This window comes from bacterium (genome assembly GCA_020444325.1).
Classification (GTDB): Bacteria; Bacteroidota; Ignavibacteria; order SZUA-365; family SZUA-365; genus BM516.
Genome location: JAHLLD010000002.1, coordinates 398,512 through 424,641, shown reverse-complemented (window position 1 = coordinate 424,641; position 26,130 = coordinate 398,512). Strand labels below are relative to the sequence as shown.

At 57.3% G+C, this 26,130-nt stretch carries 15 protein-coding genes; 9 read left to right on the top strand and 6 right to left on the bottom strand.

The genetic code is table 11. From position 1 onward, the window contains the following. Positions 1-6 precede the first annotated feature (6 nt). A complete protein-coding gene (locus KQI65_04475) occupies positions 7-1,695 on the bottom strand; it encodes a T9SS type A sorting domain-containing protein (GenBank protein ID MCB2203981.1) in 1,689 nt (562 codons plus the stop codon). 298 nt (positions 1,696-1,993) lie between these two features. On the opposite strand from KQI65_04475, the gene KQI65_04470 reads away from it, so the two are divergent. Next, positions 1,994-4,978 (top strand): hypothetical protein, encoded by a 2,985-nt coding sequence (locus KQI65_04470; protein ID MCB2203980.1) that lies wholly within the window; start codon positions 1,994-1,996, stop codon positions 4,976-4,978. A gap of 81 nt (positions 4,979-5,059) precedes the next feature. Here KQI65_04470 and KQI65_04465 read toward each other — a convergent pair whose 3' ends face one another. From KQI65_04465 to KQI65_04450, 4 genes are all read right to left on the bottom strand, one after another. After that, the gene (locus KQI65_04465; protein MCB2203979.1) at positions 5,060-5,929 is read right to left on the bottom strand and encodes a DUF3078 domain-containing protein; all 870 of its coding nucleotides are present in this window, start codon (positions 5,927-5,929) and stop codon (positions 5,060-5,062) included. A 146-nt stretch (positions 5,930-6,075) separates the two neighbouring features. Beyond that, positions 6,076-7,737 (bottom strand): hypothetical protein, encoded by a 1,662-nt coding sequence (locus tag KQI65_04460; GenBank protein MCB2203978.1) that lies wholly within the window; start codon positions 7,735-7,737, stop codon positions 6,076-6,078. A 19-nt stretch (positions 7,738-7,756) separates the two neighbouring features. Continuing rightward, positions 7,757-8,524: an ABC transporter ATP-binding protein gene (locus tag KQI65_04455; protein MCB2203977.1), complete on the bottom strand. Its 768-nt coding sequence runs from the start codon at positions 8,522-8,524 to the stop codon at positions 7,757-7,759. 9 nt (positions 8,525-8,533) lie between these two features. Continuing rightward, positions 8,534-10,354, bottom strand: a complete 1,821-nt coding sequence (locus KQI65_04450; protein ID MCB2203976.1) for a hypothetical protein — start codon at positions 10,352-10,354, stop codon at positions 8,534-8,536. Positions 10,355-10,530: 176 nt separating this feature from the next. On the opposite strand from KQI65_04450, the gene KQI65_04445 reads away from it, so the two are divergent. Genes KQI65_04445 through KQI65_04435 form a run of 3 tightly spaced genes read left to right on the top strand, consistent with a single transcriptional unit; the run spans position 10,531 to position 13,121 of the window. Continuing rightward, positions 10,531-11,433, top strand: coding sequence for a metal ABC transporter substrate-binding protein (locus tag KQI65_04445; protein ID MCB2203975.1), 903 nt, complete (start codon positions 10,531-10,533; stop codon positions 11,431-11,433). Positions 11,434-11,461: 28 nt separating this feature from the next. Next, positions 11,462-12,280, top strand: a complete 819-nt coding sequence (locus tag KQI65_04440; GenBank protein MCB2203974.1) for a metal ABC transporter ATP-binding protein — start codon at positions 11,462-11,464, stop codon at positions 12,278-12,280. Position 12,281: 1 nt separating this feature from the next. Next, a complete protein-coding gene (locus KQI65_04435; GenBank protein ID MCB2203973.1) occupies positions 12,282-13,121 on the top strand; it encodes a metal ABC transporter permease in 840 nt (279 codons plus the stop codon). Here KQI65_04435 and KQI65_04430 read toward each other — a convergent pair whose 3' ends face one another. Next, entirely contained in the window at positions 13,122-13,526 is a 405-nt protein-coding gene (locus tag KQI65_04430; GenBank protein MCB2203972.1) for a hypothetical protein, read from the bottom strand. Positions 13,527-13,696: 170 nt separating this feature from the next. Between KQI65_04430 and KQI65_04425 the strand changes: the two genes are divergently transcribed. The 5 genes from KQI65_04425 (at position 13,697) to KQI65_04405 (ending at position 26,127) form a co-directional block, all read left to right on the top strand. Next, on the top strand, positions 13,697-16,951 hold the full coding sequence (locus tag KQI65_04425; GenBank protein MCB2203971.1) for a PDZ domain-containing protein: 3,255 nt from the start codon (positions 13,697-13,699) through the stop codon (positions 16,949-16,951). Positions 16,952-17,180: 229 nt separating this feature from the next. After that, a complete protein-coding gene (locus tag KQI65_04420; protein ID MCB2203970.1) occupies positions 17,181-19,262 on the top strand; it encodes a hypothetical protein in 2,082 nt (693 codons plus the stop codon). A 20-nt stretch (positions 19,263-19,282) separates the two neighbouring features. Beyond that, complete coding sequence (locus KQI65_04415; protein ID MCB2203969.1) at positions 19,283-22,405, top strand: T9SS type A sorting domain-containing protein; 3,123 nt, start codon at positions 19,283-19,285, stop codon at positions 22,403-22,405. Between the two features lie 48 nt (positions 22,406-22,453). Then, positions 22,454-22,975 (top strand): hypothetical protein, encoded by a 522-nt coding sequence (locus tag KQI65_04410; GenBank protein MCB2203968.1) that lies wholly within the window; start codon positions 22,454-22,456, stop codon positions 22,973-22,975. A 26-nt stretch (positions 22,976-23,001) separates the two neighbouring features. Continuing rightward, positions 23,002-26,127: a M4 family metallopeptidase gene (locus tag KQI65_04405; GenBank protein ID MCB2203967.1), complete on the top strand. Its 3,126-nt coding sequence runs from the start codon at positions 23,002-23,004 to the stop codon at positions 26,125-26,127. The last annotated feature ends 3 nt before the right edge of the window (positions 26,128-26,130 follow it).

Below are 26,130 nucleotides of genomic sequence, written 5' to 3'. Positions count from 1 at the left end.
TGCGGCTCACAACACAGTGAATGACCTGTACATGCTTCCGAGTGATGTTGCAATCACGAGGTGATATACACCAGGCTGCCATTGGGCGGCGGTGAGTGCAACGAGGGTCTCGGTTGCGTCAGAGGTCAGTTGCTCGGCGTGCACCAGGCGTCCAAGTACGTCGAAGGCGTAGAGAGAGATGGATTCCCCGATTTTCGAGGTGATGCGCACATGGAGATTTTCGCTTCCCGTGGCCAATGGATTGGGATAGACTGTGGCGGTCAGAGGGATCGCGGTGGATTGGGATGGAATTCCCGTGGCGAGCATGGGCGACCCGAGGTTGATCTGGAATCTGTGATCCAACCGTGTCCCTGTTTCGTAGCCACCGCCGATCGTTGCGAAATCGTCATATCCATCACCATTCACATCACCCGCATCGTATGCCCGGGCCAGCACATGATCCGCTTCTGGCGTTGTACCCTGGTAGCCTTTTGGTACTTTGTCCAATCCCCACGGGTGCATCGGGTACATGTGGTATAGTGTGCCTTTGTTGTAGTAGTAGGTATTCCAACCTATCAGCAGATCTTTCATGCCATTTCCATCCATATCTCCTACAGGATAGACGACCTTCGGCCCGAGGATGTGCTGATCCCGTGGATCGAAATTCGGTATGGAATCGGTCGGCTCGAACACCTGAGGTAAATCCTGCTGTCCATGAAAGACGAGAGCATCCCCGTAAATGCGATGTCCATTAGAATCAACTATATCATCGTATCCGTCATTATTGACATCAAATACGGCACTTGGTAACGTGGGACTGGGGCTCCACCCGTCGTCCCCGTCCAGTATCCTGTCTGGAGCGTCCGCGCGGCCCTCAGCATTTCCAAGATACAATTCCCATATTATTAGTTTATCAGGGTTCCTTGCCTCACCGGCGAACATCACATCATCAAAACCATCACCGTTGAAATCTCCAACAAGCACATCAATGGGTATATTCGTGCTATTCCCATACTTGACCAGGTTGATCACGATGTCCGGTTCATCCGAAAACGGCGGGTCGCCGAGAAATATGACGGGCTCGAAACGAAATCCAACAGTGTCCCAATTTCGGCGAAGCACGAGGAGATCATCCTTCTGATCCCCGTTGTAATCGAGCACTTGAATTGCGGCACGATAATCGTTATTCACCGGATGGTACGAGGTAGATCCCAGCAACTGCAATGAATCGCCTTGCAAAAGGTACTCCGGCTCGGGACCAAAGTAGGGAATCGTAGACTTCTGTATATAGATACGCAGTAAACCTCTATGTGCTGGATCTTCGACGTCGTTGATAAAATCCAACGCCGTCACGAGATCGAGCAAACCGTCGTGATTGAAATCGGCTGTGGCAATCCCAGGGCCGCCACCGTACAGCGTGTCATAGGGCTCATGGTGGAGGGGATCGCCACCCAGGAAGATGAACGTCGTGTCGTAGGCCGTGGCAACGGCAAAGTCACCGAATCCATCGCGGTTGATGTCCCCCAGCTTGCAGAACCACCGCGCAAATCCCGGATGCTCCTTGTGTACCACCTGGTCAAATATCCTAATCGCCCAGTCAGGATTGTCCGTCGTTTTCTGCAGCTGACCGAATGCGGGAGTGCTGAAGGACAGGCAGGCAAGCGCGATTGCGATTGCCGACCTGAATGGAATCCGAGTTCTCCTTGATTTGCTCACGATACTCCGCCCATCATTTCACACCGATGCACATTACAGACACAGCCATCGGGATTTCATTCCCGGGCAAAATCAGTATCTCATGCGCGAAAGTCAACTTTCCTGACCCGTTTTGAATGTCCACAGCAATTTTAGGACATGTTAAAATTTATTTTTAATACACCCTAAAACTCATTTCCCCGCTTTTTCTGCTCGAAATCGGCCGTTCTTGCAGGGTGCAATGCGCTGTGGCTTGAACTTTCAGCGGAGCGGATGCATTATAGGGGTATCATTCAACTCGCAACGGACCGGTTTACTTATGCGCACCTTGTTTTCGTTTCTTTTTCTGTGCCTGCTTTTTTCCAGCACGTTTGCGCAGGACAGCGTCGATGTCACATTCCGCTACTATTCGGCAGGCTCGCCGACATTCGTGCACCTGGCGGGGGAATTCAATAACTGGGCGAATAACAGCAACGGGACCATCAATCCGGGCTCGTGGACGATGACGAAGATGGGAGACGGCAGCTGGGAGAAAACCGTGCGGCTGGAAGTGGGCGGCGGTTCGGGACCTGATGGCTCGTATCAGTACAAGTTCAATCTCAATGGACAATCGGACAGCTGGCTGGCGGATCCGCTCAATCCATACACCTACGGGGGATACGGGAACAGTATCATATACGTGCGGCGTCCCACAATCCTGCACCTGCGCGCGGACAATGGTCCTATCCTGACCACGGATTCGGTGCGCGTGCTGGCGGATGTTTTCCCTGTCGTCGGTATGTCGATCGACACCGAGGGCTCGCGCGTCCTTCTCGATGGAGCGGAAGTCGCCACCTTCGGTTCGCAGTATGATGCTGCCACGCATTCGCTCGACCTCCTGCTCACCGATGTGGAAGATGGTGAGCATGTGATCACGCTCGTCGCCGTCGGCAGCGGAATAGAGCCAACGACGGATTCGATTTCCATCACGGTGCAGAGTTCTCCCCTGCAGTGGTTTACGCGCGACAATCCGGGCACGTACCGCGATTCCCTCCTGCTCGAGGGCTATACGGCGCAGGCCGGCGTGACCGACATCATTATTGTCAGCGACAACGGCGATACGCTGCAGACGGGAATGATCAACGAATCGTTTTTCGCGGAGACGGAGCTGTTTGAAGGCGACAATGTGTTTACCGCGCATGGGATGAAGGACGGCAGCGCGGTGCACAGCGTGCCGCTCATCATCCACCGATGGGTGGATCACGCTCCGAAAGCCGTCATGCAGTTCGGATTTTCAAACGAAACGGTATCGCTCAATGGCTTCGCCAGCACGGATCCCGATGGTGACCACCTGGCCTATTCCTGGAAATCCGAGGATGAGAAAAATCCCGCTCCGCTGAACATCAACCAGAGCGGTCCCATGCTGCAATTTCCCGCACCGAGCGTACCCGGGGAATATTATTTCACGCTCGAGGTGCTGGATCCCATGCATCATACCTCCATCGCGAGAAATTACATCCGCGTCTCAGACGGTGAGGCAGATCCGACGTTCGGACGCATTGATGAGAATCCCGCCTGGGTACGGGACGCCATTGTCTACGAAATCTTCGTGCCGGCGTATTCCTCCGACGGCGACCTCGAACATGTCATGCGCGATATCCCCCGCATGAAAGCGCTCGGGGTGAATACCATCTGGCTCATGCCGATCATGAACAATCCCGGCAGCATCAATTCGTTCAACGGGGGATACAGCATCATCGATTTCTATACCGTGGATGAGAGCATCGGTACTATCGCGGATTACGACGCACTGATCGACAGCGCACATGCGAACGACATGCGCGTCATCCTCGATATCACTCCGAATCACGTGCATGAGAATCATCGCTGGGTGCAGGACATCAGGGAATGGGGCGACTACTCCAGCTACCGGTCCTATATCGAGAACCGCGTGATCGGGGATGACCGCGGACTTGGACAGTCCATCGTCACCGACAACGGCTATGCGCTGTACGCGCGCTACTCGAACTGGTCGCTGGCGAACCTGAATCTCGGGAATGAAGACACGCGGCGCTATATGATGGACGTGTACCGCTTCTGGCTGATGAATCGCAAAGCGGATGGTTTCAGGCTCGATGTGTACTGGGGTCCGCAAAACCGCTATGGGGAAAAGACCTGGTGGCGTCCCTTCCGCGAGGAAATCAAGCGCTACAAACCCGACGCCATGATTCTCGGGGAAACCGACGGCACGGGAACGGGATCCGAAGTGAATTACGCTGACGGTGGAGGCGCCTGCGACGCAGGCTACGACTGGAACTGGTACGGGCAAATTAAAACCACGATGGGCAACGGCGTCATCGATGCGCTCGACGACCGCACGCGCAACTATTCCCCCAACGAAAATTACAATCACTATACGGGACCCAATGCGCATTACTTCCGCTTCATGGAGAATCATGACGAGACGCGCGTGGCCGAACTGTTCAACAGTCGGACCGACCGTACCAAGCCCGGGGCCGCGGTGATGTTTTCCGCACCGGGCATCCCGATGCTGTATGCGGGACAGGAGGTCGGCTGGAAGGGACAGCGCAACACGGTCGATTTTGTAGTCGCGCCTCGGCCGGATTTCTTCGATTATTACCGGGACCTGATTTCCATCCGGAAGCGCTTCTCCTCACTCCGTTCGCCGCGTATCACGCGCATCGCGAACGGCACGCCGGGAGTGTACAGCTTCCTGCGTCCCGCATCGGATGAGAACCTCATCACCACCGCCAACTTCACGCAGAACCCGGTGACGGTCACCGTGGATCTCGCAGCAGCGGGAATGAATCTCTCTTCCCCGCTCGAAGATGGCATGACCTATTACCTGAATGACATGCTCGCAGATTCTACCTTCGCGCTGACACGCGAGCAACTGGCGTCGTTTTCCTGCGACCTGCTGCCGTTCCAATCGCGCATCCTGCTTTTCTCTGACAGCGCGTACTACCCGATTGTCACCGGCATCGCAGAAGTACCCGCAGCTATCGGCGATTTTGCACTCGAGCAGCTCTATCCCAATCCCCTGACGGCCGGCAGCAATGGCACGTTGCGCTATACGCTGGGCGGCGCGCCGGGAAGCGAACATGAAGTGACCATCACGGTGTTTGACGCGCTGGGACGCGAGGTGCTCCGCACTCCCGCCCTGCTTCGCAGCGCAGGAACACACAGCCAGCCGCTACGTACGGCCGCGTTGCCGGCGGGACACTATCGCCTGCGGATGGAGTCCGTCAATCAGCACAGCGGCAGTCGCTGGACCTCAACCGGCGCATTCTCCATCCTGCGTTAGCAGTCTGTAAATCTCCCCTACGTGAAACGCCCTCCACTTCTGGAGGGCGTTCCGTTTTTCATCGAAATTTGTGTGACCGCATCAGAGCAGCGTGTAGCGGAGGCCAAGGGCCAGCGCCTGCTTGACCTGCGTCCTGCGTGTCTGCGAAATATCGTGTACGAGCAGCACGTTGAGCGAAACGTTCACGTAGTCGTTGACCTTGGCGCTTAGCGTGTTGTCCCAGCGCACATCCCATACGTCCATCTGATTGAAGGCGGAAAAAAGGTTGAGCTGCGAGGTGTAGAGAATGTTTTCCATAACCGTGACTTTCACGCCCGTGGCGGATTCGATACCGGTCTGGAAACGGAAGTCCTCAATTTCGTTCTCGGTGTCGGGGTCATCGGCGTAACCGTACTGCGTGCTGCTGAACGTTTCCTTGAAGGCGATACCGAGGCGCGTGAAGAAGGCCTCACCCATGTTGTAGGTGAAACCGGCCGACTGTATCAGGTACAGCGGATCGAAGGCGCCGGATGAATGCGTACGGATTTCATTCCCCTGGTCATCCTTTGTGATGGTGTAGCCGTCATCGAACTGCGTTCGCAGTTGATTGGCGACATAGGGATCGATCTTCCACCCGATATTATGTGAGTAGACACTTTCCCAGAACAGTTCATCTTCCGATTTCTGAAAAGGGTCATCACCCAGTTTTGTTTTGCCATACGTGATTTTCAAGGTGTTGTTCCACTTCCAGTCTGGCATGTAATACAGGAACTGTCCGTTGGTGAGAAAGGTCCAGGCCAGTGTATTCTCGCCGCCCTGTGTCCAGTTGTGCAGGCTCACCTGCGTGAGATTCAGACCCGCGACAAGCGTGTTGTTCCAGCCTTCGACAGGTCCTTCTTTCTCATCCTGCGCATGCAGCAATGGAGCGGAAAACAGCATGGCCAGAATAAATACGATTGCAGTGGTTTTCATAAGTAAACCCATGTTGTATGGAAATGATGGATGAACTCAGTTCGTAATGCGCTAGCAGCCGTCCGCTTCACGTGACAGGATGCACGCCACGTTGATAAAACTCATGATCAACGCAGTCAAGATAACAAACAGAACTGTAAAAGGGTTTACATATCGAATTGCATGCGGCTGGCTTTTTTTCGTACGCGCTCGGCGGCGAGACGTTCGAAAAACAGCGTGCAGAGGGCGAGCACGAGCAGTGTGATGCCTGTGGCGTAGGCAGAGGGATAGATAAGGCGTGTGAGCAGATTGATGATGATGGTCATCACCACGGCTGCGATGATGATGCCGACGAAAACGCCGGTGGTTCTTTCCCCTTTTTTCGAGGGACGTGAGAACGGCAGGTAGGGATTGACCATGACGAGCACCTGCAGGATGAGATGCGAAAGCATGCTCAGGATGAACATGTGCAGAAGCACGTGCTTGACGCTCTCGAAGTTGAAGGCGAAGACGATGCCGAGTCCGATGATGTAAGGAATGATGAAGAACACCACGAGCACGTCTTTCACCGCAAGCACCACTTTCCCCTTGTCCGACGGCGTCGCATGAAAAATCCATGACGCCTGCCACGAATCGCTGCGCGCCATCGACGCCATGAGCAGTACAGGGAAAAATGCCATGGCGAAATACAGCAGGTTGGCTTTTTCCCAGTGTTCCGCCGGATCAACGAAAGGATCCGCAAGTCCCCCGCCGCTGCTGAGTCCCGCAATCAGGTACAGCACCGTGAGCGGAATGATAGCGAGAACGGACATGCGGAATTTCTGATCGTACTTGAACTGATTGCGGATCAGCCGCGCTGCAGCGCGTCCCTCATTACGTGTGAACATCGGAAGCGAAAGCGCACGGGAGGGACGAGCGGGTTTGCGGTCTTCCGATATTTCCTCGAGCCTTGCGATCAGGGCGGCATATTCGAGGGAAAGCTTTTCGTACACATACGTGAGCAATGCGAGCGTCATGCCCGTCCCGAGCATGATCGAAGCCACCTTGAGCCAGGGGTTACCGCCCTGCGCCAGTGATATCAGGCTGGAAAACCATGTCGGCGGCAGTAGGAGCATCCAAACTTCATGCGTGATGTGCACGTCGCTGATCATTCCCGCCTGGAACAGCGACGAGAATATCATGCCGCTGCCGTAGACGATGAACGACAGTATCAGCTGCAGGTAGGAAAATATCCTGCGCAGTTTTTTCGGATGCACCACCTTCAGGAGGTTCACATACAGGAAGATGATTCCCATGGAAGTGAAGGTGCCTGCTCCGAGCATGCCAAGCAGCGCGAAGACGAACAGATGCGGCGCGAAACCGAAGCGGAACATGTACGCGATCGAAGGAACGAGTCCGATGGCAATCGTAATCACGCTGAGATAAATCAGCATGTTTGCGATGCGTGCGGTGAAGAAGGTACGCGACGACACCGGCCGGTGCGCGAGTATCGGGTAATCCTCCGGGGCAACGACGATGGACTGAAATTCCACGAGAATGGAAGTCGCCACGGTGAACATCACGATGGTCATCATCGCGGTACTCGAGAAGAAGAGATCGTCGGAGGCGACGACGAGGAAGGTGATGACGAGTCCGAGAAAACCGTAGAAAACGAGAATCTGCCAGAGTCCGGGGAAACGCCGCTTCGTTTTCTTTTTGCGGGAGGAGGCAAATAGTCCGGTGCGGAAATCAATACGCAGCGACGTACGCAGCAATGCGCGGAACTGCCGGGGATCGATGTCGAGCCGCTGCAGGATGCGGTCTATGATCGATGCATGCTTCTCGCGCATCACCATATCTCCCCTGGCATCACACGCGCTCCAGCGCGGCGAGGAAATCGTTGCTCAGTTCGCCGGCATCACGAATACCGGTGATGCGGGAGAATGCGTCCTCCAGTGTCGCGCTGTCGGTATCGCGGGTGATGCTTTCTGCGGTACCGGAAATAATCTGCTGTCCGCTGTCGATGATGACGATGCGTGTGCAGATGCGTTCAACCACTTCGAGAATATGGGAACAGAAGAAAATGGTCTTTCCCTGCGCCGCGAGTTTACGCAGCAGTTCCTTGACCACCATCGCGGCATTGGCATCGAGTCCGTTCAGCGGCTCATCGAGGAAGAGCACATCGGGACGATGAATCAGTGCCGAAGAGATCAGCACTTTCTGCTTCATGCCTTTCGACATCTCGGTCATGCGCTGATCGCGCACATCGAGGATGCCGAAGACATCGAGAAGATCATTGAAACGGGATTCTGCCAGCTCGGGATCGAGATGGTAGAGACTTGCGACGAAGTCGAGGTATTCAGCGGGAGTGAGACTTTCATACATCGCCCCGCTTTCGGGAATGTAGCCGATGCGCTGCTTGACCTGCATCGGGTCTTTCATGATATCAAAGCCCGCGATTTCCGCCGTGCCCTGCGTGGGCTGCAGCATGCCGGTCAGCATCTTGACCGTGGTACTTTTCCCGGCCCCGTTGGGACCGAGAAAGCCGAGGATTTCCCCCGGCTCCACGGTAAGTGTCAGATGATCGACGGCGGTAAACGTATCGAAACGTTTCGTCAGATCGAGCGCACGGATCATCGCGTCAGCTTATTCCCAGTCGCAGCGGAGGATGGTCCCGTTATGACCAACGACCCACTGCAGCTTCTTTCCGATTGCTTCGACGGACATCAGGCCGACATCGGCCACGCGATCAAGCTTGGTCCAGGTGCGACCGCCATTGTTGCTCAGCAGCACGGTGCCTTCGGGACCCACGGCCATGCCGTTGAGTTCGTCAGCAAAATCGACGTCCGCCAGCGGGAGGAAGAGATTCGTGCGTCCGCGTCCCCAGGTCTCGCCACCGTCGTCGGTGAAGAGAATGGTGCCGCGCTTGCCGCTGACCCAGCCGCTGCGTTCGTTGACGAAGCAGATGCCCAGGAAGTCGGCATTGTCGTCGGCCACGGCCGAGACATCGATATTCTTCCAGGTCATGCCGTCGTCGCAGCTGCGGTACATCATGCGACCATTGCCCGCCGCCAGCCAGCAGTTTCCGCCGATATGCTCGACTGTCTGCATGCTGACCGCATCAGGCATCATGGCTGCCGTCCACGACATGCCGCCGTTGACCGAACGCCAGATGTGTCCCTCATCACCAACCGCGATACCGACGTCGCCCGACATCGCAACACTGTTGATGTTGAAATTCTTGTCCTTCTGCACAAGCTGCCAGCTCATGCCGCCGTCAGCCGTCTTCGCGACATAGCCGCCGTATCCGACAACGACGCCGTTTTTCTCATCACGCATGGCGATGTCGTTGAGTTCGATGGCATCGGCCACCTTGACATCCGTCCACGTGTCGCCGCCGTCATGGGTGTACTGCACCGTACCGTCGAAGCCGACGGCCCAGCCACTGTTGCCCTTGAACTCGACCTGGTAGTAGGAGGAACGGGGTCCCTTCGATACACTGTACCATGTGTCACCGTAATCGGTGGAGCGCAGCAGCGTACCTTCGACGCCCAGAGCAATGCCCGTACCGTAATCGCTGAACGAAACATCCATCAAATCCTTCTTCGTGCCGCTGGGCACCTTGTTCCAGGTCTCACCGCCGTCAGTGGTCTTGATGATGACGCCGCCCTTGCCGATGGCCCAGCCATCGTTGGTGCCGACAAAGTACATCGAGATCAGCGTCACGCCCGTACCGGTTTCGATCATGCTCCAGTCTTCACCGCGGTTAGTGGTTTTGAGCATGAGTCCATTCCCGCCACAGATGAAGCGGACGTCAGAGTCGACGTAGTAAATGTATTCAGGATTGCCCGGCAGGTTGAAATCCTTCTTGACCCAGGACGTACCACCGTTGGTGGTTTCGAGGATGAGTCCGTTCCACCCCATGGCCCAGCCGCGACGGTCGTCGTCGAAGTAAATCGAGCGCAGGAAGAATGGCTCTTCGTAGGACTTGTTGATCCAGGTGTCTCCACCGTCAGAGGTGTAGAGAATGAGTCCGCCCACGCCGCAGGCCCAGCCGGTCTGCCGGCTGAAGAAATTGATGGCGTACACGCGCTTGGTGGTGCCGGTGTTCTGGCGATGCCATGTGCGTCCGCCATCGGTACTGCGGGAAATGATGCCGTCCTCACCACAGGCCCAGCCGTATTCGCTGTCGATGAAGCTCTGATCATGGAAAGAAATCGTCGTATTGCTTTCCGTCAGATCCCAGGTTTCTCCGTCATCGGTCGAACGGATGATTCTCCCCTGGTCCCCTACGATGATGATGTGATCCGCTTCGGGACGCTGAATACTGTTGTTGGTCACACCGTGGGGAAGGGGATTTTTCCATGTCCACGTCTGCGCCTGCATGGTGAACGCGGCGGTGAGCAACAGCGCAAGTGCCATCAGCATGCTTTTGCGGGCCGTGGAGGGAACTAGACGATCTCTCATGATCAGGTCCTCTGGTTTGATTGGGCGATAGGATCAGAACAGGGTAAAAAATACACCCCATGACCGGAAAATGAAAGGGTTCAGACATGAAAGAACGGTAAGAAGCGTGTGATTTCGCATTCTTGATCCCCCCGCGTATTTTGGGGGATATTCATTGATGCACGGCTTAACCTTCAATGCGCAGATATTTCCCGAACAGATTTCCCGCTTTCATTCTCGCTCTCCTGCTGTTTTCCGCCTGCGGCGAAAGGCAGGAGAAGGATGCGCGTCCCCTGGTGATCACCAGTATCGCGCCGCTGGGGGACTGGGTTCGCGCCGTCGGTGGTGACGACGTACGCGTGGCGGTGCTGCTTCCCCGCAGTGCCGATCCCCACACGTTTGAACTGCGTCCCACGCAGCTCCGCCAGGCGGCCGATGCCTCCCTGGCTGTGTTCATGGGGGCGGGACTCGAATTCTGGTCCGACAAACTCCTCGCAAACGCCGATGCCGAACTGCGTGTGCTGACGCTATCAGAGGGACAGCACCTGCTGCAGAGCGCACACGATGATGATGCGCACGGACATCATCATGCGGAGGGAAATCCGCATCTCTGGCTGGATCCCGTTTTTGCGAAGGAATCCACCGGCCGCATCGCCGATGCTCTCGTTTCCCTTCTGCCGGAGAAAGCGGAGGGAATCCGCAACCGCGCGCAGGCATGGGAAGATTCCCTTACCGCCCTCGATGCGTCTATCCGCGAAACACGCACACGATGGACGCGGCACAGTTTCGTGGCGGACCACAGTTCGTGGCTGTATTTCGCAGCGCGGTACGGACTCGAGCAGCGCGGCGTGCTTGAAGCCACACCGGGACGCGAAATCAGTGCGAAGGAAATGGGCGCGCTCATCGACCTTATGCGCGCCGATGATATCCACGCCATTTTCACCGACGTGCGAAAATCCACCCATGCCGTAGAAGTACTTGCCGAGTCTACCGACGCGCGCGTTGCCCTTCTCGATCCGATTGGCAGTGATGCGAGTGCACTTCACTATCTCGAACTTATGCACTATAATGTGGCCGAGATAACACGCGTGCTGAAGTAACACGCAAACCGGCAGCATCACCATACACATGTCCACTTCATCAGCCATATCGTTCCGCGGCGTCTCCGTTCGCTATGACCACCTCCCCGCTCTCGAAAACGTGAGCGTGGAAATTCCCGAGGGCAGCTTCTGGGGCATCATTGGTCCCAACGGCTCGGGGAAAAGCACGTTTGTCAAAACGGCGCTCGGACTCCTCACCCCGTATGAAGGAGAAGTACGCACGCTCGGTCATACGCCAGCCGCACTCGGCGCGCTGCGCGCACGCATCGGCTATGTGCCGCAGTACGCGGAACTGGACTTTTCCTTCCCTCTGCAGGTGATCGACGTAGTGGCCATGGGACTCTACGGTGAAATCGGCCTCTTCCGCCGGCTGAAGCGTGAGCACAGGCAGCGCGCCATGCAGGCGCTCGAGCGCGTGCAAATGGAGGAATTCGCGCACCGGCAGATCAGTGCGCTTTCGGGGGGACAACGGCAGCGCGTGCTCATCGCGCGTGCTCTCGTGGTCGATCCCTCCCTGCTCATTCTCGATGAACCGACGGCTGCGCTGGATCACGGGGCGGCGGAAGGACTTTATGACTGGGTGAACCGCCTGCACGGCGAATCCGGCATGACCATCATTCTCGTCACCCATGACATCGGTGTGGTCAGCCAGTATGTCGACAGTATTGCCTGTCTGAACCGCACGCTTGTTGCGCATGGACTCCCGAAGGATGTGCTCAGTGGTGACAGTCTTGAAGAAATGTACGGCTGCGGCGCAATGCTGTTCGGCCACGGCGAAGTGCCGCACATGGTAGTCCACACGAAAGAACAGGAAGAACGGCGCAGCAGCGAAGGACACAATCACTAGAATGGATTTCCTCCAACATACCTTCATGCAGCGCGCGCTGATCGAGGCGGTTCTCGTCGGCGGCATCTGTGCCGTGATCGGCGTGTACGTGGTACTCAACGGACTATCCTTCATCGGCGCCGGGATTTCCCATTCCACTTTCGCCGGTGTGGGAATCGGACTGCTTCTCGGCATCGAACCGGTGATGACCGCACTCATCTTCGCCGTCCTCGTGGCGCTCAGCATCGGCGCGGTCAGTGAGAAGAGCAGGCTGCGCCATGATACGGCTGTAGGGATTTTCTTCGCCGCGACCATGGCGCTCGGGGTGCTGCTGATTGGATTGATGCGCGATCGCTATGTGGATGTGCTGGGCTACCTGTTCGGCAACATCCTCGCGCTGACGTCGGCGGATCTCTGGATGAGTTCCATCATGGCGCTCATCACCGGCGGAGCCGTGTTCGCGTTGTACAAGGAATTTCTCGCGCTGAGTTTCGATGCAGAAGTTGCTGCGGTAATGGGACTCCCCGTCCGGCGCCTGCATTACCTGCTGCTGGTGCTCATCGCGGTTACCGTTGTGCTGAGTGTGAAATCGGTGGGTGTGGTTCTTGTCTCCGCCCTCATCGTCACCCCCGCGGCAGCTGCCTGGCAGCTCACCGTGAGCTTCCGCCGCATGATGCTGCTTTCCCTTCTTTTCGGCGTGACTTCCTCCGTCGCCGGACTCCTCCTTTCCTGGTACGTGGATATTCCCTCCGGCGCGGGCATCGTGCTCACCGCAACCCTTGTCTTTTTCCTCGCATGGGGATTTTCGCCCCGCCGCCGGGGCGCGGGACGCAACACTGCCGCTTCCTCCCTCTCCCGCTGATCACCCGTAAATCATTGGCAGCAGAATGATGATGGCTCCGATGGCCAGTCGTTTCATGCCCGAACTGCGGTACTCCGCCGGCGTCTTTTTGTTCAGCGTGCTGACCATGCGGTCGCGGTAAAACGGCATGAAATGAAACGGCAGGATGATCTCGAAAAGAATCACCATGGCGTAGAGCAGTATCTGTCCCACCTGCGCCGTCTCCATCACGAAATGTACAATCAGCAGGATGAAGGCAAGCGAGGTAAAGGCGAAGCTGATAAGTTCGAAGGCGCCGGGTTTCCCTGACTTGTAAAATGTGATTTCCGCCTCGCGATAGCTCTCGGGTGTGAGGATGGCCCGGAGGGCGCTGCCGAGATACATGATCAGGAAGGCGACCAGGGTGAGAAGTTCAAATGTCTGCATGGAATATCCGCGGATAATACAACAGCGTCTGAAATATACTCAAACCCGCGCACACTGCAATCATGCCGGGGTATGCAACAAGTCCCTCGGCTTTACCGTAGTTGAACGATGTGTCCTTTGCAGGATATATTGAGGGTTCATACGATTATCGTCAGACAGAGAAATCCCACATGCGTCCGTTCATTGCCGTCCTTCTGTTCACTCTCCTTTCCACACACATTGTCGATGCGCAGTCCACCCGGCTGCTCCGTTTCCCTGATGTGCACGGCGACCGCGTCGCCTTCGTGTACGCCGGCGACATTTATCTCGCCTCCACCGGCGGAGGCAGCGCGCGGCAGCTCACCGCGCATGAGGGACAGGAGCTGTTTCCCAAATTTTCCCCTGACGGAAAGTGGATTGCGTTTTCGGCAGAGTACAGCGGAAGCCGGCAGGTGTACGTGATGCCCGCGGAAGGCGGCGAACCACGTCAGCTGACGTACTATAATGATGTCGGCATCATGCCGCCGCGCGGCGGCTTCGATCACCAGGTGCTGGGATGGACGCCGGACGGCAGCCGCATTCTCTTCCGCGCCAACCGTCTGCCCTGGGGTGTGCGTATGGGACGTTTTTATACGATAGACTTCAATGGCGGACTCGAGACACCACTCGCCATCCCTGAAGGCGGGACGGGAATGTTTTCGCCTGACGGGAAGACCATGGTATACACGCCGATCTCGCGTGAGTGGCGCACGTGGAAGCGCACCCGCGGGGGACGCGCACAGGATATCTGGACCTTCGATCTCGAGAATCTTTCCGCCGAGCGTCTGACGGACAATGTGATGACCGACAACCAGCCGATGTGGATTGGCAACACGGTGTACTTCACGTCCGTCAGGAATTTCACCCTGAACATCTATGCGATGGATCTGGCGACGAAGAGCATCCGCCAGGTTACGCGCCATGACGACTACGATGTGCTCTGGCCCTCGACCGGCGACCGGAAATCCATTGTCTACCAGTGTGGCGGGTGGATCTGGCAGCTTGATCTCGCAAGCGGTGAAAGCCGCAGGCTGGATATCAACGTGCAGAGTGACGGACGGCAGTCCCTCCCCGTCTTCAAAAACGTGAGTGACAACATTTCCGACGCCGCCATTTCCCCCAGTGGCAAACGCGCCCTGCTCGCGGCGCGCGGTGATCTGTTCACCGTGCCTGTCAAGCATGGTCCGACCCGCAATCTTACACGCACGCAGGGCGTTCGCGAACACGCATCTTCCTGGTCGCCCGACGGCACGCAGATCGCCTACCTGAGCGATGTGACCGGTGAATACGAAATCTGGCTGCGTGCGGCCGGCAGCGAAGGCGCCGCGGATGAAGCGCTGCCACGGCAGCTCACCACGGGAAGCAGCAGCTGGCTGTATCCCCCGGTCTGGTCTCCCGACGGCTCCGCTCTCGCGTACGCCGACCAGGCGAACGGACTGCATATCATCGATATTTCCTCCGGCACCGTGACGGACGTTGCAAAGGGACGGCGTCGCGCGATCACCCATTACCGCTGGTCCCCCGACAGTCGCTGGGTGGTGTATACCATGGCCGCTCCTTCTGATTTGATGGGCATCTGGGTGTTCAACCGCGACAACGGGGAAAACACGCTGCTCAGCTCGGGCTTCTCAAACGATAGTGATCCGGTGTTTTCCGCGGATGGACGCTACATGCTGTTCTGCTCGAACCGCGATTTCAACCTGACCTTCAGCAGTCATGAATTCCGCTACGTCTACGACAGGGCCACACGCGTCTATGCCGCGGCCCTGACCGAGGATGCGCCGCCGTTCAAACCCATCCGCAGTGACGAAGAAAAGGGTGCCGGTGATGCCGCCGACAAAGACGCCTCATCGACAGGCGCGGAAACATCGCCCGCGCCGGTACGCATCGAAGCTGCCGGTTTCCCGGACCGCATCACCGCTCTCCCCGGAGCGCCGGGTACGTACTTTGCTCTGACGGCAGCAAAGGACGCAGTGTATTATCTGCAGCGTGACGGACGGGGTCCTGCAACCCTGATGCGCTACGACTTCAGCAAACAGAAGGCCGAGGAGTTGCTTTCGGGAATTACCTCGTACGAACTTTCCGGCGACGGCTCCACCCTGCTGTACAGATACGGGAAAGACTGGGGCATGCTGCCGGCACAGGCGGGCCAGAGCAAGGAAAGCGGCGTGCTCGACCTGTCGGGTGTGGAAATGAAAATCGATCGGAAGGCGGAATGGAGGCAGATTTTCGCCGACGGCTGGCGGCTGATGCGCGACTGGTTCTACGATCCGAACATGCACGGCGTCAACTGGCCGGGCATGCGCGAAAAATACGGGCAGCTCCTGCCCTTCGTTGAGCGCCGCAGCGATCTGGATTTCATTCTCGGCGAAATGGTGAGTGAACTGAATGCCGGACACACCTATGTGAATGCGGGTGACGAGCCGCGGGTGCCCCGCGTGGATGGTGGACTGCTCGGCTGCGAATTCGAGAACGACGGCAGCGCATTTTTCCGCATCGGCAAAATTTTCGAAGGAGAAAACTGGCATGACGCCTTTCGCTCTCCACTTTCCGAGCACGGCACGGGTGTGAAGGCCGGTGATTATCTGATCGCGGTCAATGGCGTGGAAGTCCGCACCGGCAGCAATCCCTACCGCTACCTCGAAAACACCGCGGGGAAAACCGTGACGCTCACCGTGAACGATCGTGCATCGAAATCCGGGGCACGTGACATCATGGTCAATCCAGTCAACAGTGAAACCTCCCTGCGTTTTCTCGACTGGATCACACGCAGGCGACATATCGTCGACAGCGCCTCCAATGGCCGTATCGGGTATATCTGGATTCCCAATACCGCCGTGGAAGGAAATCGTGAGCTTTTCCGCTGGTTCTATCCCCAGGCGAACAAGAAGGCACTCATTCTCGATGACAGGTATAACGGCGGGGGCTTCATTCCCTACAATATGATTGAGCTGCTCGATCGTGAGCCGCTGAACTACTGGGCCCGGCGCGGCATCGAACCCTTCAGCGCCCCGGACGTGTTTCACGAGGGGCCGAAAGCCTGCCTGATCAACGGCTACAGTTCTTCAGGCGGCGACGCTTTCCCGTACTATTTCCGGAAACGCGGACTCGGCAAACTCATCGGCACACGGACCTGGGGCGGACTGATCGGACTCTCCGGTCAGCCCTCCTTCGTCGACGGCGGATCGCTCAGCATTCCGTCCTTCCGTTTTTACGACACCGAGGGCAACTGGGCCATCGAAAACGAGGGCGTCTCGCCGGATATCGAAGTAATCGATCGTCCCGACGCCGTGGCAAAGGGTCACGATCCCTCGCTGGAAAAGGCCGTCGAAGAACTTCAGCGCGAACTCGAAAGCAATACGCCCGAGCGTCCCGCACCTCCGGTACCGCCGAACGAGGCGCGCTAAACAAAAAAAAAAATCGAGGAAGCAAGTGGAGAGTGCTTCAGGAAAAAGCAGGTAAGTTGTTTCATACGAACGCCTTAATGCCGTTTGTGTGCTTCATGTTACAATCTTGCTTTTCACGGAGGCCCTTTCTACTTTTCATCCTCACTCTATCGTTGACTGGAACAGTGAATGTGGCACCCCCACCCATTCAACGAAACATATTTCTCCACTCACAGCGACATCAGTTGACTTGAGAATTCTTACCGTTCTTCTGCTGATCGCCGGGCAGGTAGCTTTTGCCCAGCATCAAGGCGCGGGACCTTCGGCTCTGCGCAAAAGTCTGGATGATGATGAAAGCAAGTTCACCAATGTGGGCAGCATTCGTCTGACCATTTCCAACTTCGGTACTATCGGACATGGCTTCAATAAATGGCCATTCCAACCCAACTGTGAATACCCGGCCGGGTCCGGCATCGAGCACATCTTTGAGGGTGGACTCTGGATCGGCGCCTTCAAGGGTGGTGCGGGACCATATGTCTCCACCGGTGCGGTGGACGTCAGTTCCGTGCGCGACGTGGCAGCCGGCTTCGAATTTACGAATGCCGTTGGCACACGTACCGAGGAGCGTTCGACACTTGCGGATTCCCGGTTTTTCAGTCCCGATGCCATCAGTCATCAGGACTTCGTTGCCGATTTCACTGATTCCAACCGCGTCATTCCCGGCACCAACACCACCATTCCCCAGCACGACTATCCGCTGAAAGCTGCCGTGCACATGGAGACGTACGCGTGGAACTTCTCTTTCGCCGAAAACTTCGTCATCCTCAATTACACGATCACCAACGAAAGCGACCAGGCGTTCGACAGTCTCTACGTGGGCATGTGGGTGGATCCCGTGGTGCGGAACACAAATCTGTCTCCACCACGAGGCTCCTCTTTCTATAGCCGTGGCGGGAACGGGTATATGGATTCCCTGCGTCTCTGCTATGAATTCGATGTGGACGGTGATCCGGGCTTTACAGACAGTTACTTCGGGCTATCCGTCCTGGGTACGACGCCAATTCAGCGATTCGGGACCAAACCTGACGGCAGCGATTCGCTTGGTGCGCGCGTTGTGTTCAATTCATGGCAGTTCCGCAATACGACGGATCCGATTTACTTCAGTCCGGAAAACGACCGGCAGCGTTTCGAAAAGCTGGCCAGCGGACTCCCCCGCACTGAGTACAGCAACCTCAAATCCCCAAGTAACCGCTCGGTGCTGATGAGCACCGGTCCTTTCACACGCCTCGAGCCCGGGCAAAGTGTCAACGTGGTATTCGGCATCATCACCGCCAAGAAATATGGCAACGATCCGACACCCGACGACACCTATCTGGCGAAGAACAATCTCTTCCGCGGCTGGCAGTTCGCGCAGCAGGCCTATGACGGTGAGGATAAAAACCGGAACAATCAGCTCGATTTCGGGGAAGATCTCAACGGTGACGGTCAGCTGACGCGCTATGTACTGCCCGCTCCGCCCACTGCACCGCGCGTCAAGGTGATCCCTGGAAACCAGTCCGTCAATCTCTTCTGGGATGATCGCTCTGAATCCTCGGTCGACCCGATTTCCGGTGCGGAAGATTTTGAAGGATACCGCGTCTACCGCACGAATGCGGGCAGTGATCTGGACGTCACGAAAGTCCTGTCCAATTCCTTCGTCCTCGCCGGCGAATATGACAGGAAAGACAACGAGCTGTTTTACAACACCGGCTTCCAGGCGGTGCGGCTCCCCTCCCCCATCAAGTTCGCGGGAGATCCGACCGAGTACGTGTATGGACTGGAAGTGCCGAATCAGCTCAATGGCTGGCAGTATGTTTACACGGTCACGGCTTTCGACAGCGGAGACCCGATCAATAATGTCCAGAGCCTGGAAAGCAGCCGCCTGCAGAATGCCACGCGTGTGATTCCCGGAACGACGCCGGAGGACGCCATCGACAGGGAGCCGTTCGTGTACCCGAATCCCTACTACGCCAATGCGCTGTGGGACGGTGACGGCGAGCGCGAGCGCAAGCTGTATTTCGCGAATCTTCCCACTCGTGCGGAAATACGCATCTATACCATGGCGGGGGATCTTGTCAAGACCATGCGGCACGAAGCCGCTACATCCAATGGATCGGATATCGACTGGTTTTCACAGTATTCGGATGGCACGCAGCAGTTCGCAGGAGGCGAACACGCCTGGGACCTGATCACGGACAATGACCAGGCGACGGCGACGGGACTGTACCTGTATACCGTGGAAAACATCGATAGTGGAGAAATCAAACGAGGAAAATTCGTCATCATCAAGTAACCAGCACAGGAGTGTCTCGTATGAGAATGCTAAGACCGTTCATGTTTCTTTCTGCACTGCTCGTCATCTTCGCGATGACCGCCCAGGCGCAGATCACGTCAGATACGCTGACCATTCAGCAGATTCAGCAGCAGCCTGAAGACTCCCTGAACGCCGGCATCACCGACTCTCCCCACGTGGGCGACACCGTCACCGTCGAGGGTGTGGTCATCGCCGCACCGCGCATCAGTCAGGGTGGTCCCCCGACCTTCGCGCTCGGCAATGCGTTCACCATGTACATCATGGATCCCAACGGCGGTCCCTGGAGTGGGCTCAACGTCCGCGCCTCCGATTCCCTGGCCGCGGATGCCATTCTCTTCACCGTCGCCGATACGGGCTTCGTCGTGCGCTTCACCGGTGTTGTGACGCAGTATTACACGACCACGCAGTTCGAAGTCGGCGTCGGCAGCGACTGGAACGCTGACGTTTCCCTTGAAATCCTCGACGATATGGGACACCGTCCCGATCCCACCACGATCACGCTCGGTGATCTCGTCGACGGCGGTCCCCAGGACGACATTCCCCTCGGACAGCAGTGGGAAGGCGCCTACGTCAATATCAACAATGTCAAAGTCGGTTCCGTGAATCAGAACACCTCGACGGGACGTTACACCTGGACCATTCTCGATGGCGCTGGCAACAGCATTGGCGTTTACGATCAGAGTGTGTATTTCCGTGGCGGCTCCCAGGGCTTCGATCCGAACTGGGCTCCCCCCGCACCGGGTACGACCATCAGCTCGATTCGCGGTGTCATCTCGAGTTCGAGCCAGGGCATCGTCATCGCCCCGATTTATCCCGGCGACATGCAGCTCGGTTCCTTCCCGCCGATCGTCAGCGATCTCACGCGGGATATCGCCATTCCGACGACCTCCGACGCCGTGGAAATCAGCTGCATGGTTGAAGACAGCAATGAAGACGGCTCCATCACCGATGTCACCCTCGTGTACGGCCTCTACGAGAATGACGACAATGTGGAAGTCGACCGCCTGACCATGAGCTACGATGACGGCACGATGATGGCCACCGCGAGCATCCCGGCACAGGCCGACGGCGCGATCGTCTGGTATTACATCGAAGCGACGGACAACGATAACGAAACCGTGGTCTTCCCCGGCGACATCATCAACGGACGTCCCTTCTACATCGTGCGCGACGGCGACCTTCGCATTCGCGACATTCAGTACACCCCGTACGCAGACGGACGCTCGGGTGCCATTGCAGGCGAAGTGAGCATTCGTGGAACCGTGGTTGGCGGTGCTGATGATCTCGGCATGGTCTTCATCCAGGACGACAGCGCTCCGTGGAGCGGACTGATGGTGCGCGGCGACGAAAGCGTGCGCAATCTCGTGACCGGACAGGATGTGACCGTCACAGGTACCGTCGACGAGTACTACGACGTTACCGCGGTGGTGGACGCTTCGCTGACCACCGATCACGGAACGGCGACCGTTCCCGATGCGATTGAACTCGAAACAGGCACCTTTGAAAGTGATGTCGTCACCAATGGCAATACAGACGCCGAGCAGTGGGAAGGCATGCTCACGGTCTTCAAGAATCTTGAAGTGACGAGCGACAATGCTGACGATCCCGCCGGCAACTACGGTGAAATCCTCGTCAATGATGGTACCGGCGACATGCGCGCCGATGACATCGGCACCTGGAGCGACACCTACACCAACGATTCGACGGAAACCGGCAAGACCTATCTCGGTCCCGGAAAAACCATCGCCTCCCTCACCGGCGTGAGCTACTATTCCTTCGGCAACTACAAGCTGGAGCCGCGTGGCGAGGATGATGTCGAGGGTATCGGCACTGCCGAACATCCCCCTGTCATCACGGATCTCAAGCGCAACGTCGCCATTCCGACCTCCTCCGATGCCGTCACCGTGACATGCAAGGTCGAAGACAGCAATGCCGGCGGTACCATCAGCAAGGTGGAAGTTGTTTACGGCATGGCCGAAACCGAGAGCGGTCGCGTCGAGCTGAGCTACGACGAAAGCACAACGATTGCGACCGGCAGCATTCCCGCAATGGCTGACGGCGACGTGGTGTGGTACTATATCGAAGCCACCGACAACGACAGCGAGATGGCCACCTATCCTGAGGTCGTTACCGGCACCCTTCCCTTCTTCATCGTGCGCGACGGCAACATCCGCATCTGGGACATCCGCTACACGCCGTATGAGGACGGTGTACCGGGCTGCACAGGCTTCGAGAATATCACCACCCGTGGTACGCTCGTCGCCGGTCCCAACATTGGCAACTACTTCCTCCAGGGTGCGGAAAGCGAATGGAGCGGAATTCAGATCTATTCCAGTACGCTGAAGGATGAAGGACTCGCACTTGGCGACGACATCACTGTCACCGGTAAGGTCGGCGTGCGTTACGGTGTCGTGCAGCTCAGCGATGTGACCATCGACGAAAACCACGGAAACGTGGCACTGCCCGATCCGATCATGCTGTCGACTGGCATGTTTGAAACCGCAGTTACGCCGGATGGCGACATGGATGCCGAACCGTACGAAGGCATGCTCGTCGGCTTTGAAGATTTGACCGTGACCTCCGACAACGCCGATGCCCCCAATGGCAACTACGGTGAATTCCTGGTCGACGACGGCAGCGGCGAAATGCGCGTTGACGATCTCGGGACGTGGGATGACGTGTACACCACCGATTCCACCGACACCGGACTCATCTATCTCAAGCCCGGCACCTACATCACCGGTCTTACCGGACTGATGTATTTCGCGTTTGACAACTTCAAACTCGAACCGCGCAGCGAAGATGATTTCGTCGACGTCATCACGTCGCTCGAGCACATCCCGACCATGCCGAATGCAATCACGCTGCAGGCCAACTACCCCAATCCGTTCAGCGCAGCGGCTGGTACCACCATCCGCTTCGACATTCCGCAGGCAGGACAGGCCAGCCTCAAGGTCTATGACCTCGCAGGCCGCCTGGTCGCAACCGTGGTGGACGGCAGCCTCGAAGCCGGCAGCTATACCGCCCGCTTCGCGGCAGAGAACATGACCCCGGGCATGTACCTCTATCGCCTGACGGTCAACGGCATCAGCCGCACCGAACGCATGATTGTCACCCGTTAAACCCAACCGGGCAGGCGGGTTCGCCCGCCTGCCCATTTTTTATTGCATATGATCAAATTCCTCCCATATCTCGCAGCAGCCGTTGTACTGCTGATCAGCTCCGGTTGCTGTCCCTGCGACAGAACCTCATCGGCCGAGAACGCTCACGCAGACAGCGCGGCTCCCACCATACCGCTGTCCCATCCTCCGACCGAAATCGCCCTCAGTTCCGGTGGCGGATTCAGCGGCTACGTATCCGGCGAGGCCATCACCCCCGATGGCTTCGTGATCAGCTGGCATGGACGTCCCGGAACGCGTGAGAATCTCGACACGCTCGCACACATGGACGGTAAACAGCACGCACAGCTGCTCGACGATGTGTATGCACAGGACCCTGCGGGCATTCGGCTGCAGGAGACCGGGAACATGACGACAGCGCTGATCATCACATCCGGTGACGAGGTCTGGACCATTACCTGGTCCGGACAGCGCAGCAACGAGGAAGCCGTTCCTTTTGCCGCGCGCAAACTTCGCGACATCGTATGGAATGCCCTGCAATCGATTACCCCGGCGAACCCCGGCACCGAATAACTCTGCCTTCAGGAAAAGGAGACGCCATGGCACGCTTTTCGACACTCTTGATTCTCGTTCTCATCTCAACTGCGATGCTGTCCTCAACACTGCATGCGCAGCATCGGAAAGCTGAAACCGTGGCGGTGCACAGCAGCGCAGGTAATGTCACCATTGATCGCGTGTCCGCGCTCGGTGCGCGCTATGGCGACTGGAAAGAATCGAACCGCGTCCTGCGCACGGCGCCTGAGCTGTGGAATGTCGCAGGGCTCGATATCGACCAGATACTCGCCTATGGAGAGCATCGCGGCATCGTTCCCGGTTTCCGCGTTTCATGGGATGATCGCTATGGCATCCCCCTCGCCATGAGCGGCTCCGTGCTGCAGCACTCCATGGGGACTTTCAACGCCGATGCCGCACTGCATGACAGAACCGCACAGATATTCTTCCAAAAATTTGCTTCGCTTCTGAAACTGGAACCGGAGGCTGCAGGATTTGTCCTCAGCTCCGTCCTGCACACAGAAAACGGACGCACCCACCTGCGCTACCGTCAGGAAATTGAGGGCATCCCCGTCTGGGGCGGCGAGGTGGTCTGCGGATTTACTCCTCTGGGTGACCTCGATTATTTCACGGGGCGCTACGCGCCGTCCTCCCTGCATACCGAAGAAGCGTTTCTCCAGGGCAGCGACAACGCACTGCAATCCGCCCGCAGCTGGCTCGCGGCTCGCGGAGTGCATGATGAGCTTGAGGCGGGGAAATATGCAGTTTCTGCATATTCTGGTCCGACCACCACCCGAAATTACCTCATGGAAGCCGAAACGCTGCGTCCCGTCTGGGTCGTGGAAATGCGTACGGATGCGCTTGCACGCTGGCGCATTTTCGTCGACGCGCGCGACGGCAGCGTCGTACGCGGGTACAACTACACCTGCGCAGACGGTCCCGAGAAGGCGACGGCAAAAGACCTGGCGGGGAATGACGTAACCATCGACACGTACCTGCACCAGGGAAATTATTACATGATCGATGCGTCGCGTACGATGTTCAATGCCGGTGCGTCTGTATTTCCGAATTCTCCGGCTGGCGCCATTGTCACGCTCAACGCCAATAACAGCGACCTCGTCAACATTACGCAGTTCCAGTCGAGCAATAATAGCTGGGGCGACGCTTCGAGTGTCTCCGCGCATTCCAACCTTGGCGTTGTCTACGAATACTACCTCTCCACCCACAGCCGTAACTCCATCGACGGCAAGGGCGGGACGATCTACGCCATCGTCAATGTCACCGACGGCGGTCAGTCGATGGAGAACGCATACTGGAACGGACAGTTCATGGCCTTTGGTAACGGGGGCACGGTGTTCGATCCCATCGCCCGCGCACTCGACGTCACCGCGCATGAGCTGACGCATGGCGTCACCGAGCACACGGCGGGACTCGAGTATCTCAATCAGTCCGGCGCACTCAACGAAGCGATCAGCGATATCTTTGCGGCCATGGTCGATCGTGACGACTGGCTGATCGGCGAGGAAGTCACACGCACGAGTTCGCAGTTTCCCAATGGTGCGCTGCGCGATATGCAGGATCCGCATAATGGCGGAACGCAGGGCATCGCTGCATGGCAGCCAAAGCATATGAATGAGTTCGTCACACTCCCGGAAAATGTGGACAACGGCGGTGTACATATCAACAGCGGCATCATCAATCACGCAGCCTATCTGCTCAGCGAAGCGATCGGCCGCGACAAGGCGGAACACATTTTTTACGATGCGCTCTCCACAAAGCTGACCAGGCAATCGCAATTCATCGACTTCCGCCTCTCCATCATCCGCTCCGCGCAGGAGTTGTACACGCAGACGGAAGCGGACGCCTGCGCGAGCGCCTGCGACCAGGTGGGCATCACCGATGGGAATCCCACCGGTGATCCGACGGACTATCCTCCCGTTGATGGTATCGATCGCATGCTCTTTGTCAACACCGATCCTTTCCTCCCGGCACCGCTCTGGATCGTGACACCGCCGGGCGGACCGAATGATTTTTCCTCTGTTTCCTTTACAGAAGTGTGGAGCCGTCCGAGCATCACCGACGATGGCACGGTGGCCGTGTTCGTGGACACCGATTACAACGTTCGTGCCATTGCGCTCGACGGTCCGCCGAACGAGCAGGTCATCGACAACTCCGAAGTGTGGAACAGTATTGCGATAAGCAAGGATGAGAATCTTCTGGCCGTGACCACAGTGCTTCTGAATCCCGAGGTTTACATCCTCGACATTTCCGGCGCAACCCCTGTCGCACAATCCTTCGACGTGTACACCCCGAACTACAGCGGCGAATCCGTCCCCAACGTCGCAAAATTCCCCGACGCGCTCGACTTCAGTCTCGACAGCCGTACCCTCCTCTTCGATACCTACAATGAGATCGAGTACAACGGTCAGGCTCTCGGCTTCTGGGATATCAACGTCATGGATGTGTGGGACATGGAAGCGGATAATTTCGGGACGGGACGCATAGACCGCATCTTCCCGCAGGATCCCGATGTCAACATCGGCAACGCCATTTACTCGCGCACGAAGCCAACAGTCATCGCATTCGACGTGCAGTACCCCGGCGAATCCGAAGCGTACGTCGTCGCGATGGATCTCCTCGAAGGCAAGCCCGTCACTGTCGCACAGGCGTCCTTCGGCACCAACGGGTATCCGACCTATAACGGTGATGACAGCATGATTTCCTTCGTCGGTCTGTCTCAGGACATCAACGTGATTTACAACGTGGCGATGGAAGTAGACGGTATCACGCCTGCGGGCGACCCGCAGGGCTTCGTCCTCGCCGGTACGGCACCGGTCTGGTTCCGCACCGGTCAGCGTCCCGTTGCCGTCGAAGCCACACGGGCCGCTCTGCCCGACCGGCCTGTGCTGGGACAGAATTACCCGAATCCATTCAATCCCTCGACAAGCATTCCCCTGCAGCTTGCACGCAGCATGCATGCGCGCGTCAGCGTGCACGATATGCTGGGACGTGAAGTTCGCATCCTTGCCGACGAAGTGTTCCCGGCAGGAACACATGTACTGCGCTGGAACGGCCGGGATAATGCAGGGATGACGCTGCCCGGCGGCGTGTACTTCGTACGTCTCAGTGCCGGCGAAACAACGACAACCAAACAGATGCTGTATCTCAAGTAAAGC